The sequence below is a fragment of the Pseudomonas sp. B611 genome (assembly GCF_055407965.1).
This window is the reverse complement of record NZ_JBUZST010000005.1, coordinates 106,096-122,448: the sequence shown is the minus strand read 5'-3', so window position 1 is coordinate 122,448 and position 16,353 is coordinate 106,096. Positions and strand designations below refer to the sequence as shown.

The window sequence follows — 16,353 nt, the reverse complement described above, 5'->3', positions numbered from 1 at the left end:
GGCTTTTTTACACCGGTCTGAATCAGAAGGTGTAAGTCATGCCCAGGCCGAAACCGTTGGCACTGTTTTCGTACTTGGCGCGGTAGCCCGGCGCGTCGGTACGGGTGACCTTGACGTCTTCTTCCTTCAGGTAGGAATAAGCCAGGTCGACGGTCATGTTATCCATGACTTTGTAGCCCAGGCCAACGCTGAAGATCGTACGGTCGCCAGTCGGGATGCGCGGCGAACGGTCTTTGTTGTTGGTCGGCGACTGGTCGAAGGTCAGGCCGGTACGCAGCACAACCTGCTTGGTCAGCTGGTACGAGGTACCCACGGCGTAGGCCCAGGTATCGTGCCAGTTTTGCGGCTCGCTGATGGTCTTGATCGCGGCAGCGCCAATGCCCGATGCAGCCGTTACACCTTCGTTGTTGACGGTGATTTCTTTCAGGCGGCTCCAGCGGGTCCAGGTTGCACCGCCGTACAGTTTCCAATCGGCGCTCAGGTCTTGAGTGACCGACGCATCCCAGGATTCCGGCGTGTCGATTTTCAGCGACGCGTCGTAACGGTTGTTTCTCAGTACGGGTTGAGTCGCGGCTGGACCGCTGACGGTGGTGTGACCTTCAAGCTTGTACTTGACCTTCGAATGGTAGGTCAGGCCAACGCGGGTGGTGTCGGTGGCTTGAACCAGTACGCCGACGTTGAAGCCAAGGGCGGTATCGTCACCCTTGATTTTGACGTTGGTGTCGTTGGCCAGCGGGCTGATGGTCTTGTCCGACTCCAGTACGCCGGAAATCCGGTTGATGGTCGGGCCAAAGCCGATGGACACTTTGTCGTTGAATGCATAGCTGACAGTCGGCTGGAAGGTCATGACCTTCACTTCGCTCTTGCTGCCGAAGCCACGGCCCTGGAAGCCGCTTTCATAGTCGGTCACCAGGCCGAACGGTGCATACACACCAAAGCCGATGGCCCACTGATCGTTGAGTTTGTTGGTGTAGAAACCAAAGGGCACGGCCGTGAAGGGAACCATGTCGCCTTTGTTGGTGCCTTTGACGCCACCGCTCGCATCTTTGATATTGGTCGAGGCATCGATGGCCGCGACGCCGCCAGTGATTTGCTGGCCATTGAGGCGCGACATACCGGCAGGGTTACCGTAGACAGTGCTTGCATCATCGGCAGAAGAAGAGCGACCTGCGAAACCGGTACCCATCCCGCTGACGCTCTGTTCGTTGAGGGCAAAGCCGCTTGCGAACAGTTGGGAAGAGGCCATGGCAACGGCGAGGCTAAGTGTGGTCTTGAGCATTACTTTTTTCATTATTAGAACTCCGTGGTGATCACCGCTGCGGAAAGTAACAATAAATTTAAGTTCGCGCCATAGGCTGAAATGCTGGAGATAGAGCGGTTTTGTAGGACAATCCGACCAAAATTCAGTGTTTTTGACGAATCTTGCAAATTGCCCGGTCAGCAAACCACCTGATTCATGGGTGAAACACAGGTTTGCCAGGTTTGGGTGAAATCGCGCAGGCGTCCTTGAGGGTGAAATATTTCTTTCCAGATACGCGCCATGGCGAGGACATCGCCGGGGGGTGGCAGTGCGGGATGATGTTGTTCGACCAGCAGCCAGGCGATGGCGGTGGCGTAACGCAGGTTTACGGTGAGCTCAAGTTGTGGCGCGCTGAGGAAGGCGTGTTGGCTGGCCAGCCCACGTACGAGGCTGGCGCGTTCGGGGTCCAGCGCCAGGTAGTCGTCCCACAGGGCACGATGGCGTGGCTCGGTGATGCTGTACAGGCCATGGCCGCGCCGGTCATGCAGGGCCGAGCCCAGTTCTGACTGGCTGGCCGCGATGCCCAGCAGCAGGGCTTCGGCAGTCGAGTTATGGCGGCCCAGGTAGATCAACGTCGGCCGGATCACATAACGACATAATTCGCTGGCAGCGATACCCATACAAGCCTCAATCCGTGACGAAAAGGGTCGGCGAAGCCTGAGAGCGGGGGGCTTGGCAGCAATGGATCGGATCTCAGGCTTGCCGGAAGCGGATCATGCCGCTTGAGTTGAAGTGTAGTGTCATATTCATGATGTAAAGGACTGTTTTTAAAACATCTCATTCATTTAGTTATATCGTTTATATCTATTCGTAATGAGTAAAAAAGCCCATCACAGAAACGTCAGGCAATAAAAAACCCTGTGTTTTAAACAGGGTTTTTGGTGTTTCAGCGACTCGGGTCGATCAGGCAGTCAGTGCCTGACGGGTACGCTCGATCACGGCCTGCAGCGGTTCTGCGCTGGAGTATTGATCGGGGTACAGGCGTTCGCTGTGACGAGCGATACCGTGTTCATTGACCAAGGTGAAGCTGAAGCAGCCTTTGCGAGCGGCCATGATCAGGCAGTTCATTGGTGCAAAAGCGTTGGTGAGGGTGCGAATGGCATCCTGAGTATGGATTTGAGCGTTCATATTATTGGTGTTCCTACAAATGACACGGATAAGAACCGTGCCGTATTAAAACGTTCCAGCGACGTTGATCACGATTGATCGAACGAAGAAACCGACTGGAACAAAGCAGCCAGTTTGAAGCGCTGATAAGTTAGGCGCGCTTGGGCTGGCAGGTAGGTACTTAGGAGGGCAGGCAACACAACAGGGGCAAAGGTTCTGGGCCCGGGGTGAAGATCCTGATCAATTTGCAGGTTGGTTCGGTCAGAATATCAAGACTTCGCGTCACCCTTCGCTTGTGCAAAGGCAGTGTCGTCGCAAGTGATACCTGGAAACCATCGAGGTGGTCGATCCCGCGTTGTTCGGGGGAGTTGTTCGACCAGAATTGACTTTCAGCTTGGTACTAACGCCGCGGATAGTAACGGATTGAAACAAGGAAAGAAAGTGTGCTAGCCAAAAAAATTCAATCAACCTCCTAGCAGGCTGCGGTATACCAGCACCGTGGTGGCTGCGGCCAGCGAGCAGCCCAGGGCGTAGGCCGCCAGGGTCAGGCGCAATGATTGGCCGGCCTCGATCACGTTCATCACGTCGCGCATGTCGTTGATCCGGCCGTCGCCCAGTTCGATGCACAGGCTCACGGCGGTAAAGGCGGCTGACAACAGAATGGCGATGGCAAACAACGCACCGTCGGGGGAGGGTAGCGCCGCATTGATCCCCAACGATGTCGCACAGATCGCCAGTAGCAACACGGCGAACAACAATATCCCTTTCATCGGCTCACTCAACGTTGCGCTATCGGTGGAGCAGTGTGGCGAGCCGGCCAGGATTTGAAAAGTGGCCGATTCGCGGCAGCGGTAACATTTTTGCGAGCAAACGCTTTAAAAAAACCGGCGATATAACCATCGGATGGGTACTTGTGCACATTAGTTGCGATGTGTGTAACCAACCTGTCAACTGCTTCGAAGGGCTGCCTTTAGCCTGCGGTGGAAATTTAAGTCAATGAAAAATCTCGCTTTTTTTAATTGGTGAAAAAAGCGTCAGTTTGACTGCGGCCCCCGCTGCATGGGCCTTTGCGTGAGTTTAAGCACGGTTGTCCACTGACTTATCCACAGCTTCTGTGGATTGTCCCGAGCGCTTGCTCTAGAACGGGCGTGCCGCGTTTTTTCAGCTTTACCTGTACGAAAAAAAGAGTAGAGTGGCGCGCCTTCCGTTCTGTCCCACAGTGCTTTATGAAGTTTCGCTCAGTATCACCTTCTGTTACCGACACCCCCCAAACTGTTACCGCACCCAAGCGCTTTTCCATGAAGGTTGCCTTGTGGTTGCTCGACAGTCCTCGGCTGGGGCACAACACCAACGTCAAACACTTTGCCGGGCGCTTGCTCAAGCAGCCTGCCCGTGACGGCGTCGTGGCCGCCCAGAGCCGCCTGGGCCAATTGATGTGCCGCGAATGCGGGAATGCGCGCGACCGCCGCATCGGCCATGATCTGCTGCGCCTGGCGGCCCGTGCGGGTGATCGGCGTGCCCAGCGTGAACTGGGCCAGGTCGAAGACTGAGCTGTCGCCACGCCCTGTGCTCCGTTAACCTCTCTCTTTTTCGCTGATGGCAGAAATGGCTATGGCTTTTGACTGGACAGGTATTGCCCTGGGCCTCGCTGGCGCTGGATTGCCGCTACTGGCTCTTTGCTGGCAGTTGCAGCGGCGCTTGACCGCACGCACCACCGGCTGGGAATTGCTCGAAGAGCGTCTGGCCACTGCACAGATGGCCCAGGAAGGCCTGGCTGCCCAGTTGGATGCGAGCCGCGATGAAATCAGCGACCTGAGCCAGGCCAACGCGGCCAAGCAAGCCGACCTGGCTGCCGTGCGCCGCGAAGTTGAACTGCTGCAGATCGACCGCGACAACGCCCGCGACGCCGCCCATGCCTGGAACCTCGACCGCAACGCCAAGGACACCGAACTGCGTCGCCTCGACGCGTTGTCGGCCTCGCTGCGCGCTGAGTTGCGCGAGCAACAGGACAGCCATCAACAACGCCTCACCGACCTGCAAGGCTCGCGTGACGAGCTGCGGGCGCAGTTCGCCGAGCTGGCCGGCAAGATCTTTGATGAGCGTGAACAACGCTTTGCCGAAACCAGCCAGGAGCGCCTGGGACAGTTGCTTGATCCGCTGAAAGAGCGCATCCAGTCCTTTGAAAAACGCGTGGAAGAGAGTTACCAGAATGAAGCCCGTGAGCGCTTTTCCCTGGCCAAGGAGCTCGAACGCCTACAACAACTGAATCTGCGTCTGTCCGACGAAGCCACCAATCTGACCCGCGCCCTCAAGGGCCAGAAAACCCAGGGCAACTGGGGCGAACTGATCCTCGAACGCGTATTGGAACACGCTGGCCTGGAAAAGGGCCGCGAGTACCAGACCCAGGTCAGCCTCAAAGGCCCGGACGGCGAGCGCTTCCAGCCGGACGTGTTGATCATGTTGCCCGGCGACAAGCAGGTGGTGGTCGACTCCAAGGTCAGCCTGACCGCCTATCAACAGTATGTGGGCGCGGATGATGAGGTGATCGGCCAGGCGGCGTTGAAGCAGCACGTCCTGTCCCTGCGTAATCACGTCAAAGGCCTGGCCGGCAAGGATTACAAGCGCCTGGAAGGCTTGCACAGCCTGGATTTCGTGCTGCTGTTCGTGCCGATCGAAGCGGCGTTTTCCGCGGCGTTGCAGGCCGAGCCCAACCTGTTCCAGGAGGCGTTCGACCGCCATATCGTGATCGTCAGCCCGACCACGTTGCTTGCCACCCTGCGGGTGATCGACAGTCTGTGGAAGCAGGAGCGGCAAAGCCAGAACGCGCGGGAAATCGCCGAGCGTGCCGGGTGGCTGTACGACAAGTTCGTGTTGTTTATCCAGGATCTGGATGAAGTGGGCAATCGGCTGCAGCAGTTGGATAAGGCTTACAGCTCGGCGCGGAACAAGCTGACAGATGGACGCGGAAATCTGGTCAGTCGTACCGAGCAATTAAGGTTGCTGGGTGCGCGCGCCAGCAAAAGCCTCCCCGCAGATCTGTTGGAACGGGCTATGACCGATTCCGATGGCGTAGCCCATCTCCCCGAATAAACACTGATCAAAGTAGGGGAGCTGTTGATCGTTCCCACGCTCTGCGTGGGAATGCATCCTCGGACGCTCTGCGTCCGTTCTTGAAGGCGTGACGCAGAGCGTCACCGGCAGCATTCCCACGCAGAGCGTGGGAACGATCATCAGTCGAGGCGGGTTAAAGCGGCAAATGCCGACTCAGCAACGCCCGCAACGCCGCCGGCTTCACTGGCTTGGCCAGGTAATCCAGCCCCGCCGCATGCACCTCGGCCACCATCTCCGGTCGGCCGTCGGCGCTGATCACCACGCCGGGGATCGGCTCCGCCAATTGCGCACGCAGCCAGCCCATCAACTCGGTACCGGTTTCGCCATGGTCCAGGTGGTAATCCACCAAGGCCAGTTGCGGGCGCACGCCATCGGCCAACAGCGCGGCACATTGCGCCTGGTCGGTGGCAGTCCACACTTCGCAACCCCAGCGGCTCAACAGGCTGCGCATGCCGATCAGGATGCTTTCCTCGTTATCCACGCACAGCACTTGCGCACCGCTCAATGGCAAGCCGCTTTCTTGCGTGCTCTTCACCTGCGGGCTCGCCTGGTTGCGCGCCAATGGCACGCGCACGCTGAACACGCTGCCTTTGCCGGGCCATGAGCGCACGCTCAAGCGGTGGCCCAAGACGCGGCACAGGCCATCGGCAATCGCCAGGCCCAGGCCCAGGCCTTTTTCAGCGCGGGTCTGGTGGCTGTCCAGGCGTTTGAATTCTTCGAAGATCACCTTCTGTTTATCCACCGGAATGCCGGGGCCACGGTCCCACACCTCCAGGCACAATTCGCCCTTGCGCCGGCGTACGCCAAGCAGCACCGGGCCGTCGGCATAACGGAAGGCGTTGGTGAGAAAGTTCTGCAAGATCCGCCTTAGCAACTTGATGTCACTGTCCACCCGCAGGCGGCTGCCGCGCAGGCGGAAGCGCAAGCCTTGTTCCTGGGCCAGGGCCTTGAATTCGGCGCCGAGGGTGTCGAACAGTTCATTGAGGGCAAAGGGTTGGCGCTGGGGGTTGATCTTGCCGTTTTCCAAGCGCGAGATGTCCAGCAGGTCGCTGATCAGGTCTTCGGCGGAGCGCAGCGAGCTGTCCAGGTGCTGCACCAATTGTCGCGCTTCGCCGGACAGCCCGTCATTCTGGTGGGACAGCGCGGCAGAGAACAGCCGTGCGGCGTTCAGCGGTTGCATCAGGTCATGGCTGACCGCGGCGAGGAAGCGCGTCTTCGATTGGCTGGCGGACTCGGCCACGCCCTTGGCATCGGTGAGCGCCACATTCAGCTGCGACAGTTCATGGGTGCGCTCGGTCACCCGTTGTTCCAGGCCTTCGTTGGCCTCGGTCAGCGCTTGCTCGGCTTCGCGGAAGGCGGTGATGTCGGTGAAACTCATGACAAAACCACCGCCCGGCATCGGGTTGCCGATCAGCTCGATCACCCGCCCGTTGGGGAACAAGCGCTCGGAGGTGTGCGCGCGGCCCTGGCGCATCCAGTGCAGGCGGCGCGCCACATGCACTTCCGCCTCGCCCGGCCCGCACAGGCCGCGCTCGGCGTTGTAGCGAATGATGTCGGCAATCGGCCGGCCGACGCTGATCAAGCCTTCCGGGTAGTTGAACAGTTCCAGGTAACGGCGGTTCCACGCCACCAGCTTGAGGGACTGGTCCACCACGCTGATGCCCTGGGTAATGTTTTCAATCGCGCCTTGCAACAACGCCCGGTTGAATTGCAGCACCTCGGAGGCTTCGTCGGCGATCCGTACCACGTCCTCCAGTTGCATTTCCCTGCCTTCAATCGCGGCTTTTACCACAGCCCGTGTCGACGATGCGCCAAGCACGCCGGCCAGCAGGCGTTCGGTGTGGGCGATCCAATCGTTATCGGCATTCTGGTTGGGGTTGAACCCTTTGCCCTGGCGGTAGGCGAAACGGATAAAGCTCTGCTGGGCGCGCTCTTCACCGACAAAACGCGCCGCCAGGCTCAGCAGGTCGCTGATCTGCACCGACAGCATCGAGCGCGCATTGGCCCGCTGGCTGATTTCCTGGCCAATAAAGCGTCCCGCCTGCCAATGCTCGGATACCCGTGTGCGGGACAGCATCGACACCCAGACGAACAGGGTGAAGTTGCCCGCCAGGGAAAACACGGTGCCCAGGGTCAGTGAGGTCACCGACAAGCCAAACGGGTGGGAATGCATCCACGTCAGGCCGGGGAAAAGGCTTAAGGACCAGCCGAGGCTTTTCGCCGTCACCGGTAGGACCAGGGTGTAGAACCACAGGAAAGTGCCCGCCGCCAAACCGGCAAATACGCCACGCCGGTTCGCTTGTTTCCAATACAGCGCGCCGAGCATGGCCGGTGCCAGTTGCGTCACGGCGGCGAAGGCGATCTGGCCGATGGTCGCCAGGCTCGCCGTGGAGCCCAGCAAGCGGTAGCTCACGTAGGCCAGCAACAGAATGATCACAATGCTGACCCGGCGCACCGACAGCATCCAGTGGCGGAACACTTCGAATGGTCGCTCGGCGCTGGAACGGCGCAACAGCCAGGGCAGCAGCATGTCGTTGGAGACCATGGTGGACAGGGCGATGCTCGCCACGATCACCATGCCCGTGGCCGCCGACGCGCCGCCGATAAACGCCAGTACGGCGAGAGCGGGATGGGCTTCGGCCATCGGCAGGCTGATCACGTAGGAATCCGGCAGCACCGAGCCGGGCAGCAGCATCTTGCCGCCGAGGGCGATAGGGATGACGAACAGCGCGGCGAGGATCAGGTAGGCAGGGAATACCCATTTGGCCAGGCGCAGGTCCTGGGGGTCGATGTTCTCCACCACTGTCACATGGAACTGCCGTGGCAGGCAGATGATTGCCATCATGGCCACGCCAGTCTGTACCACCATCGACGGCCAGTTGACGGTTTCTTTCCAGTATTCCTCCAGGCGCGGCGCGAGCATCGCCTGGTTGAACAGGTCGCCGAAACCGTCGTATAGGCCGTAGGTCACAAACGCGCCGACGGCGAGAAAGGCGAACAGCTTGACCAGCGATTCAAACGCAATCGCCAGCACCATGCCTCGGTGGTGTTCGGTGGCATCGAGGTTGCGGGTACCGAAGACGATGGTAAACAGCGCCAGCACCAGTGACACGATCAACGCCGTGTCCTGGGCGCGGGTGCCGGTGGTGTCTGCGCCGGCGCCGATCAGCAGGTTCACGCCGAGCACGATGCCTTTGAGTTGCAGGGCGATGTAGGGCAGCACGCCGACCAGGCAGATAAGCGCGACCACCACCGCCAGGGACTGGGATTTGCCGTAGCGCGCGGCGATAAAGTCGGCAATGGAGGTGATGTTTTCCTGCTTGCTGATCAGGATCATCTTTTGCAATACCCAGGGTGCCAACACCAGCAGCAGCACCGGTCCCAGGTAGATCGGTAAAAACGCCCACAGTTGTTCGGCAGCTTGGCCTACAGCGCCGAAGAAGGTCCAGCTGGTGCAGTAGACCGCCAGTGACAGGCTGTACACCCAGGCGCGCACGCGTGGTGGCAGCGGCGCACGGCGGCGGTCACCGTAGAAGGCGATGGCAAACATAATGGCCATATAGGCCAAGGCAACGGCGGCGATCAGCCCGCTGGACAGCGTCATGGTAACTCCGAGCAGAAGAACACCCAGGCATTCCAGGCCCGGTGGGGCAGTTTCGCATGATGCTGGGGGTTAGTCAGTGTCGACCAAGGTCGCGTGAGGGGGAATGTCGCAGGCGCGCGTTTAGCGCGGCGGCAGGGTCTTCTGGCGCAGGATGTAGATCGTCACCAGCACGGCGCTGATCAGCATGAACCCGCGTGCCCACGGCAGCGGCACCAGGTAGCAGGACAGGCCGATGCTCAGCCACATCAAGCCGATGGCGTAGACCTTGCCTTTGAGAGGGATGCCATTGCCGTCCAGATAGTCGCGAATCCACGGGCCCAGGCGCGGGTGTTCCACCAGCCAGTGGTAGAAGCGCGGGGAGCTGCGGGCGAAGCAGGCGGCGGCGAGGAGCAGGAAGGGCGTGGTCGGCAATACCGGTAGGAAAATGCCGATTACCCCCAGCGCTACGCTCAGCCAGCCGATGGCCAGCAGTGCGTAACGCAGGAGCGGCGAGCGGTTGCCCATGGGTGTCACGGGCACGCGACTCAGTGGTGACGTGGCTTGAGGATCGCCGGTTTTTCGTCAGGGGCGTTGCACAGCAGGTACAAGGCGGTCAGGGCTTCCGGGATCTGTACGATCATGTCGTCCATCAGGTTGGCGTCGGAGGCGATGTCGGCGAATTCTGGCTGGTCGTCGAACAGGCCCGAACCGACCATGATCGGCAGCAACATTTCGCTGACTTCTTCCTCGGCGGTTTCGAACCAGGCGGCTTCGCGCAGGAACACGCCTTCCATGAAACCGATGCACCAGCCGCGCAGGTCGGAGTCATCCGGCTCTTCGCCCAGGTCGAGGTCGCATGGCAGCTCGAATTCCTCGTCGGAGGCCAATTGGCGACCGATGTGGGCTTTGAGGGCGATCAGGGTCGATTCGATTTCTTCGCGCTGGGCGGCGTCCGCATAGTGCGGCTCTTCGGCGAACAGGGCGTCGATCCACTCACGATCCGGTACTTCTTCGGAACAGATGGACAGGGCGGTCAGGTAGCCGTGGGCGGCCACGTAGTCCAGCGCCTCGTCATGCAGCTCATCGGCGTCGAGGAAGGCTTGCAGGCGGGTTAGTTGCTCAGCGAAGGACATTGAAGGACTACCTTGGGAATAAACGATGCTGAATTCTAGGCTTTCTTGAGCGCCCAGGCCAGCCGCACTGCATATTTGCCAGCTTTTAGATAGCCGTCGCTATTCGTCAGCCGCGCCCTTTGCCGGGTGCTGCTCGGGTATACTGCCGCGTTTTGTGATGCCCCTGCAGGCCAAGCGCCAACCCGCGAAAACTTCGCTTACGGATTATTTTCCGTGAGGCCGGGTTTTTTCGGCCAGCCTGTACAGAGGGATTTCGGCGATATTTTGGAGTTATACATGCTCGAGCAGGCTCAACGCGTCCTCAAGGACATCTTCGGCTACGACAGTTTTCGTGGCCGCCAGGGTGCGATCATTGAGCGCGTGGCCAGTGGCGGCGATGCCCTGGTATTGATGCCTACCGGCGGCGGCAAGTCGTTGTGCTTCCAGGTGCCGGCGCTGTTGCGCAATGGCCTGGCGGTGGTGGTGTCGCCGCTGATCGCGTTGATGGACGATCAGGTCGCGACCCTCGAAGAACTCGGTGTTGCCGCTGCCTCGTTGAACTCCACCCTCAGCGCCGAGCAGCAGCGCGACCTGGCCGCGCGGATCAAGCGCGGCGAAGTGAAGATGCTGTACCTGGCGCCCGAGCGCCTGGTGCAGCCGCGCATGCTGGCCTTCCTGCAGAGCCTGGAAATTGCCCTGTTCGCGATTGACGAGGCCCACTGTGTGTCGCAATGGGGTCACGATTTCCGCCGAGAATACCTGCAACTGGGGCAACTGGCCGAGCTGTTCCCCGATGTACCGCGCATCGCGCTGACCGCCACTGCCGACAAGCGCACCCGCGAAGAAATCGTCGAGCGCCTGCATTTGCAGAACGCCGAACGCTTCCTGTCGAGCTTCGACCGGCCGAATATTTTCTACCGCATCGTGCCCAAGGAGCAGCCGCGCAAGCAGTTGCTCGCCTTCCTGTCGGAGCGGCGCAGCGATGCGGGCATCGTCTATTGCCTGTCGCGCAAGAAGGTCGATGAAGTGGCCGCGTTCCTCTGCGAGCAAGGCTACCCGGCGCTGCCTTACCACGCGGGCCTGCCCAATGAAACGCGCTCGGCGCACCAGAAGCGCTTCCTCAACGAGGAAGGCCTGATCATGGTGGCGACCATCGCGTTTGGCATGGGTATCGACAAATCCAACGTGCGTTTTGTGGCGCATATGGATCTGCCCAAGTCCCTTGAGGCGTATTACCAGGAAACCGGTCGCGCCGGCCGTGATGGCCTGCCGGCGGATGCGTGGATGGTCTACGGCCTGCAAGACGTGGTGATGCTCAAGCAGATGCTGCAAAACTCCGAGGGCGACGAGCGTCACAAGCGCCTGGAGCAGCACAAACTGGATGCCATGCTCTCGTTGTGCGAAGAAACCCGCTGCCGCCGCCAGACCCTGCTCGCGTACTTCGACGAAGACATGCCCGAGCCCTGCGGCCACTGTGATAACTGCACCGACGGCGTGCAGACCTGGGATGCCACCGAACCGGCGCGCCAGGGCCTTTCGGCGATCTACCGCACCGGCCAGCGCTACGGCGTAGGCCATCTGGTGGATGTGTTGCTGGGCAAGGACAACGAGAAGGTGCGCAGCTTCGGCCACGAGAAACTCTCGGTCTACGGCGTCGGCAAGGCCCGCGCCGAAGGCGAGTGGCGCTCGCTGTTCCGGCAGATGGTCGCGCGTGGCCTGGTGGACATCGACATCGAGGGTTATGGCGGCCTGCGCCTGAACGACAGCTGCCGGCCGCTGCTCAAGGGCGAAGTCAGCCTGGAGTTGCGTCGCGACCTCAAGCCGCAAACCACCGCCAAGACCAGCACCAGCCAGGCCAGCCAACTGGTCCGTGGCGAAGAGCGCGAACAGTGGGAAGCCTTGCGCACCCTGCGCCGCAAGCTGGCCCAGGAACACAGCGTGCCGCCGTACGTTATCTTCCCCGACTCCACCTTGTTGGAGATGCTGCGCGAGCAGCCGACAACCATGTCGGAAATGGCCCGGGTCAGTGGCGTGGGTGCGCGCAAGCTGGAGCGTTATGGCCAGGCCTTCCTCGAAGTCCTCGGCGGCCAGGCCGAAGCGCCGAAGGAAGTCGCTGATATCCGCCACGAGCTGATCAGCCTGGCGCGTGCGGGCATGACGCCGATCCAGATCGCCGGGCAACTGCAATGTTCGGAGAAGAACGTCTACACCTTGCTGGCCGAGTCCATCGGCGCGCAACAGCTGTCGCTGGAGCAGGCCCTCGATTTACCGGAAGACTTGCTGGGTGAAATCCAGGATGCATTCCTTGACGGCGAGGGCGAATTGCCGCCGGTCGCGGAAATCGCGCCATTGTTCACCGGGCGCGTGCCTGAGGGCGTTTTGTACTGTGTACGTGCCGCTTTGCAGTCTGAATTCGAAATTTAGTGCGCCAATTACGACAATGTAACGAATCAGTACATAGCACCTCTTGCCTACTGGCAGGGCTCATGCTTAGCTGACTAATAATTAGCCACACTTTGTTTTCAGTCTAAATCATGAGTTTTTTATGCCGTTAACCGATCAACACCGTTTTGGCATGCAGTTGGCGCAAATGTCCCGAGGTTGGCGCGCCGAGCTGGATCGCCGCCTGGCGGGGCTGGGCTTGTCCCAGGCGCGCTGGTTGGTGCTGTTGCACCTGGCGCGTTTTGAAGAAGCGCCTACCCAACGTGAGCTGGCACAAAGTGTTGGCGTCGAAGGGCCAACGCTGGCGCGTTTGCTCGACAGCCTCGAAAGCCAGGGCCTGGTGCAACGCCAGGCCGTGGTAGAAGACCGCCGCGCCAAGCGCATCTTGCTGTGCGACACGGCCCGCCCGTTGATTGATCAAATCGAAACCATCGCGACGGCGTTACGGCATGAGCTGTTTGTGGGAGTGGATGAAGAGGATATGAAGGTGTGCATGCGCGTGCATGGACACATTTTGGCGAATCTGGAAAAGTCCTGATCCTAGAAGATATGTGGCGGCTGGCTTGTGTGGGAGCTGGCTTGCCTGCGATGGCCATCGGTATCTACACAACTACTGGACCTGTCAAAACCCGAAGCTCTGGCTCTGGCTCTGGCTCTGGCTCTGGCTCTGGCTCTGGCTTTTGATTTGGCTTTTGATTTTGATCTTAGGCGCCCCGTTAACCACGCTGGCCGAACGCAGGCTTGAATCCGTGGGTAACCCGGCAGGACGCCGGGTTAGCCGTCCTGGGCCAGGGATGGCCCATGACGGCGGCCCACGGATTCAAGCCGGAGTGAGGGAACACCGAGCCTAGGCGAGGTGCCGAGTGGTGGGGCGAAGGCCTTTTGCTTACTTTTGGGCCTTTTCAAAAGTGAGCCGCTGTAAGAGCGGAACCCTAAGTGGCCGTTACCGCAGCACTGGATATGTACTCCGACCAAAAAGCTCCAGCGCCCGACACATAGCCTTCGCGAGCAAGCCCGCTCCCACATTTGGACCGCATACACCTGCCAAAGCTCGAGCGCCTGCGGAAAAAGGCTATCGCAGGCAAGCCAGCTCCCACAAAAACCAACCCCATACAAGCCAGCTCCAACAGTGTCAGAACGTCTGGCCCAGATTCAGATACACCGCCTTCTGATTATCATCGTTAAACCCATAGCTGAAATTCAGCGGCCCCAGCGGCGTATCAAACCCCAGGAAAATACTCGCAGCGTTGATATAACCGCTGTCGAACTCATTGTCGTTGTTCCACGCGCGGCCTCGCTCCAGAGAGGCCCCCAGGTACAGCGGGAAATCCAGCGGCAAGTACGAGCGCGGCGTCAGCCGGCGGTAGTACACCGCCCGCATCAGGCTGACGTTCTGCCCAGAAATCGCATCTTCACGAAAGCCTGACAGCTGCCGCGCGCCACCCAGCAGGAAGCTGGAAATCACCACGTCAGACTTATCCAGCGTACGCCCGTAGCGCCCGCCCAGCACCAAAGTGTCCGGGCCATTGCTCATGGCCTTGTCCAGTTTGAACTCCCACTGCCGGTAGCGCTGGTCGGAACCCAGCCCCGGTTCGAATTCGCGGTAGGCCAGGCCGATGTCTTCACCGGTGTGGGGGAAGTACACGTTGTCCAGGGAGTCGAAGGAGTACTTCAACTCGTAGAAACCTTCACTGAAACTCACGCTCGGCAGGTCGCGATCACCGATGCGCACATCCGCCTTGCCCCAGGCTTCACCGACACCGAAGCGGATTTCGCCGCTGTTGCCGATCTGGCGGCCCACGTTCAAGCCGAAACCGTAGCGTTCCAGGCGATATTCGGAGATGGGGTCGTTGTCCAGGATCAGCTCGACGTTCTGCGCCTGTGCGCTGATGTAAGGTGCGACGAAGTACCGCGAGCCCGTGTCCATCGGTTGGTAGAACTCGCTGTACAGCTCTTGGCGGTCACCGATCTGTACCCGCGTCAGCCATTCGGCCCCGAGGCGGTTGATGCCATTCACGCGGTAGCTGGCGCCGAGGTTGAAGGCGCTGTCGCCGCGCATGTCGTCCGACAGGTTCAGGCCCAGGCGCAGGTAATCGGTGCCGCTGCGTTTGCCCCGTGCGCTGATCACCAGGGTGTTGTCCTGGCCTTTTTTGATCACGCGGTATTGCACCTGCTCAAAGTAATCCAGGCCGTACAAGGTGCCCATATCGGTTTGCAGGCGCCCCAGGTTCAGCGGTTCGCCCAGGGGTTGGCGGATGTAGTAGCGGATCACGTCTTCGCTGACTTTCGAGTCGTTCTCCACGGTGATGGCGGTGATCACCGGCGTGCGCTCGCCCGGTGTGCGCGCCGCCACCAGTTGCGGGTCGACCGGCTCTGCGGGGCGCAGGTGGGCCAGGCGAAGGTCGAGGGCGCGGGTGGCGCGGTAGCCGGCGTCGATCATCTCTTTGGCACGGCCGAAATCGGTCACACCGAACGCCGCCAAGGGCGGCTGGATCAGGACGTCCTTGGGGTGCAGGGCCTTGAGTTGTTCCTCGGAATTGCTGCGGGTCATCAAGGTGATGGATTGGTTGAGCACATCCACCACCGTCGCCAGTTGTTTGCGCGAGCGCAGTGGGGTGCCGATGTCCACCACAATGGCGATGTCCACGCCCATCTCCCGCGCCACGTCCAGCGGGATATTGTCGGTCATGCCGCCGTCCACCAGCAGGCGGCCGTCCAGCTCCACCGGGGCAAACACTGCCGGGATCGACATGCTGGCGCGGATCACCTGGGGCAGGTGGCCCTTGCTGAACACGACCTTTTCGCCGGTGGTGATATCGGTGGCTACGGCACGGAACGGGATTGGCAGTTTGTCGAAATTGCGCGTGTTGCTGCTGTGGGCGAACATGCTTTCGAGCAGCAGCGCGAGGTTCTGGCCCTGGATCACGCCCAGTGGCAAGCCCAGGCTGCCGTCGTCGCGAAAGCTGAGTTTTTGTTTGACCAGGAAGTCGCGGTCATCCTGTTTGCGTCGGAACGGTACGTCTTCCCGTGGCGGCGCGTCGGACAGCGCCTGTTGCCAGTCGATGCTCAGGGCCAGTTTTTCCAGCTCGTCGATCTTGTAGCCCGACGCATACAGCCCGCCAATCACCGCGCCCATGCTGGTGCCGGCAATCGCATCGATGTGAATGCCTTGCTCCTCCAGCGCCTTGAGCACGCCGATGTGCGACAGGCCACGGGCGGCGCCGCCGGAGAGCACCAGGCCGATTTTCGGGCGTGGGGTTTCGACGGCTTGGGCGAGGAGGGGTAGCAGGCACAGCAACAGGCAGGACAACAGGCGGCGCATCATGAATCTCAAGGCTCGGCGTTAAAGGCCGCTATTATAGCCACCCGATCAGCCGAGCCCGTTACCCCAGGAGCCTCTCAAGTTATGTCCATGAACAAGCCCGAGATCGTCATCACCTATTGCACCCAGTGTCAGTGGCTGCTGCGCGCGGCGTGGCTGGCCCAGGAGCTGCTCAGTACGTTTTCGGATGACCTGGGCAAAGTGTCGCTGGAACCGGCCACCGGCGGTGCGTTTCGCATCACCTGCGATGGCGTGCAGATCTGGGAGCGTAAACAGGACGGTGGCTTCCCGGAAGCCAAGGTCCTCAAGCAGCGGGTGCGTGATCAGATCGACCCGCAGCGCGACCTCGGGCATAACGACCGCACGCAGTGAAGGT

The 16,353-nt window shown here is 60.5% G+C and carries 13 protein-coding genes; 5 read left to right on the top strand and 8 right to left on the bottom strand.

The window, feature by feature from the left end; all coding sequences use genetic code 11:
• Nucleotides 1–22: 22 nt before the first annotated feature.
• The 4 genes from ACZRMO_RS13295 to ACZRMO_RS13280 all read right to left on the bottom strand — a co-directional run bounded on the left by ACZRMO_RS13295 (nucleotide 23) and on the right by ACZRMO_RS13280 (nucleotide 3,177).
• Complete coding sequence (locus ACZRMO_RS13295) at nucleotides 23–1,291, bottom strand: OmpP1/FadL family transporter (protein ID WP_463973149.1); 1,269 nt, start codon at nucleotides 1,289–1,291, stop codon at nucleotides 23–25.
• 146 nt (nucleotides 1,292–1,437) lie between these two features.
• Nucleotides 1,438–1,920 (bottom strand): hypothetical protein, encoded by a 483-nt coding sequence (locus tag ACZRMO_RS13290; RefSeq protein ID WP_463973148.1) that lies wholly within the window; start codon nucleotides 1,918–1,920, stop codon nucleotides 1,438–1,440.
• A gap of 283 nt (nucleotides 1,921–2,203) precedes the next feature.
• On the bottom strand, nucleotides 2,204–2,428 hold the full coding sequence (locus ACZRMO_RS13285; RefSeq protein ID WP_005790139.1) for a hypothetical protein: 225 nt from the start codon (nucleotides 2,426–2,428) through the stop codon (nucleotides 2,204–2,206).
• A gap of 443 nt (nucleotides 2,429–2,871) precedes the next feature.
• Entirely contained in the window at nucleotides 2,872–3,177 is a 306-nt protein-coding gene (locus ACZRMO_RS13280; protein WP_463973147.1) for a hypothetical protein, read from the bottom strand.
• A gap of 456 nt (nucleotides 3,178–3,633) precedes the next feature.
• On the opposite strand from ACZRMO_RS13280, the gene ACZRMO_RS13275 reads away from it, so the two are divergent.
• Entirely contained in the window at nucleotides 3,634–3,957 is a 324-nt protein-coding gene (locus ACZRMO_RS13275; RefSeq protein WP_463973146.1) for a sel1 repeat family protein, read from the top strand.
• 61 nt (nucleotides 3,958–4,018) lie between these two features.
• Nucleotides 4,019–5,497, top strand: coding sequence for a DNA recombination protein RmuC (locus ACZRMO_RS13270; RefSeq protein WP_124526542.1), 1,479 nt, complete (start codon nucleotides 4,019–4,021; stop codon nucleotides 5,495–5,497).
• A 154-nt stretch (nucleotides 5,498–5,651) separates the two neighbouring features.
• On the opposite strand, the gene ACZRMO_RS13265 is transcribed toward ACZRMO_RS13270, so the two are convergent.
• The 3 genes from ACZRMO_RS13265 to ACZRMO_RS13255 form a co-directional block, all read right to left on the bottom strand.
• The gene (locus ACZRMO_RS13265) at nucleotides 5,652–9,122 is read right to left on the bottom strand and encodes a hybrid sensor histidine kinase/response regulator (RefSeq protein ID WP_463973145.1); all 3,471 of its coding nucleotides are present in this window, start codon (nucleotides 9,120–9,122) and stop codon (nucleotides 5,652–5,654) included.
• Between the two features lie 120 nt (nucleotides 9,123–9,242).
• The gene (locus tag ACZRMO_RS13260; protein WP_463973321.1) at nucleotides 9,243–9,626 is read right to left on the bottom strand and encodes a YbaN family protein; all 384 of its coding nucleotides are present in this window, start codon (nucleotides 9,624–9,626) and stop codon (nucleotides 9,243–9,245) included.
• A 20-nt stretch (nucleotides 9,627–9,646) separates the two neighbouring features.
• Nucleotides 9,647–10,234: a UPF0149 family protein gene (locus ACZRMO_RS13255; RefSeq protein WP_017734656.1), complete on the bottom strand. Its 588-nt coding sequence runs from the start codon at nucleotides 10,232–10,234 to the stop codon at nucleotides 9,647–9,649.
• 276 nt (nucleotides 10,235–10,510) lie between these two features.
• Here ACZRMO_RS13255 and recQ point away from each other — a divergent pair, with 276 nt between their 5' ends.
• Nucleotides 10,511–12,637 (top strand): DNA helicase RecQ, encoded by a 2,127-nt coding sequence (recQ, locus tag ACZRMO_RS13250; protein ID WP_017734657.1) that lies wholly within the window; start codon nucleotides 10,511–10,513, stop codon nucleotides 12,635–12,637.
• Between the two features lie 121 nt (nucleotides 12,638–12,758).
• Complete coding sequence (locus tag ACZRMO_RS13245) at nucleotides 12,759–13,193, top strand: MarR family transcriptional regulator (RefSeq protein ID WP_017734658.1); 435 nt, start codon at nucleotides 12,759–12,761, stop codon at nucleotides 13,191–13,193.
• Between the two features lie 594 nt (nucleotides 13,194–13,787).
• Here the strand turns inward: ACZRMO_RS13245 and ACZRMO_RS13240 are convergent.
• Nucleotides 13,788–15,977, bottom strand: coding sequence for a patatin-like phospholipase family protein (locus ACZRMO_RS13240; RefSeq protein ID WP_463973144.1), 2,190 nt, complete (start codon nucleotides 15,975–15,977; stop codon nucleotides 13,788–13,790).
• Between the two features lie 84 nt (nucleotides 15,978–16,061).
• Between ACZRMO_RS13240 and ACZRMO_RS13235 the strand changes: the two genes are divergently transcribed.
• Nucleotides 16,062–16,349 (top strand): Rdx family protein, encoded by a 288-nt coding sequence (locus ACZRMO_RS13235; protein ID WP_124526539.1) that lies wholly within the window; start codon nucleotides 16,062–16,064, stop codon nucleotides 16,347–16,349.
• Nucleotides 16,350–16,353: the final 4 nt, after the last annotated feature.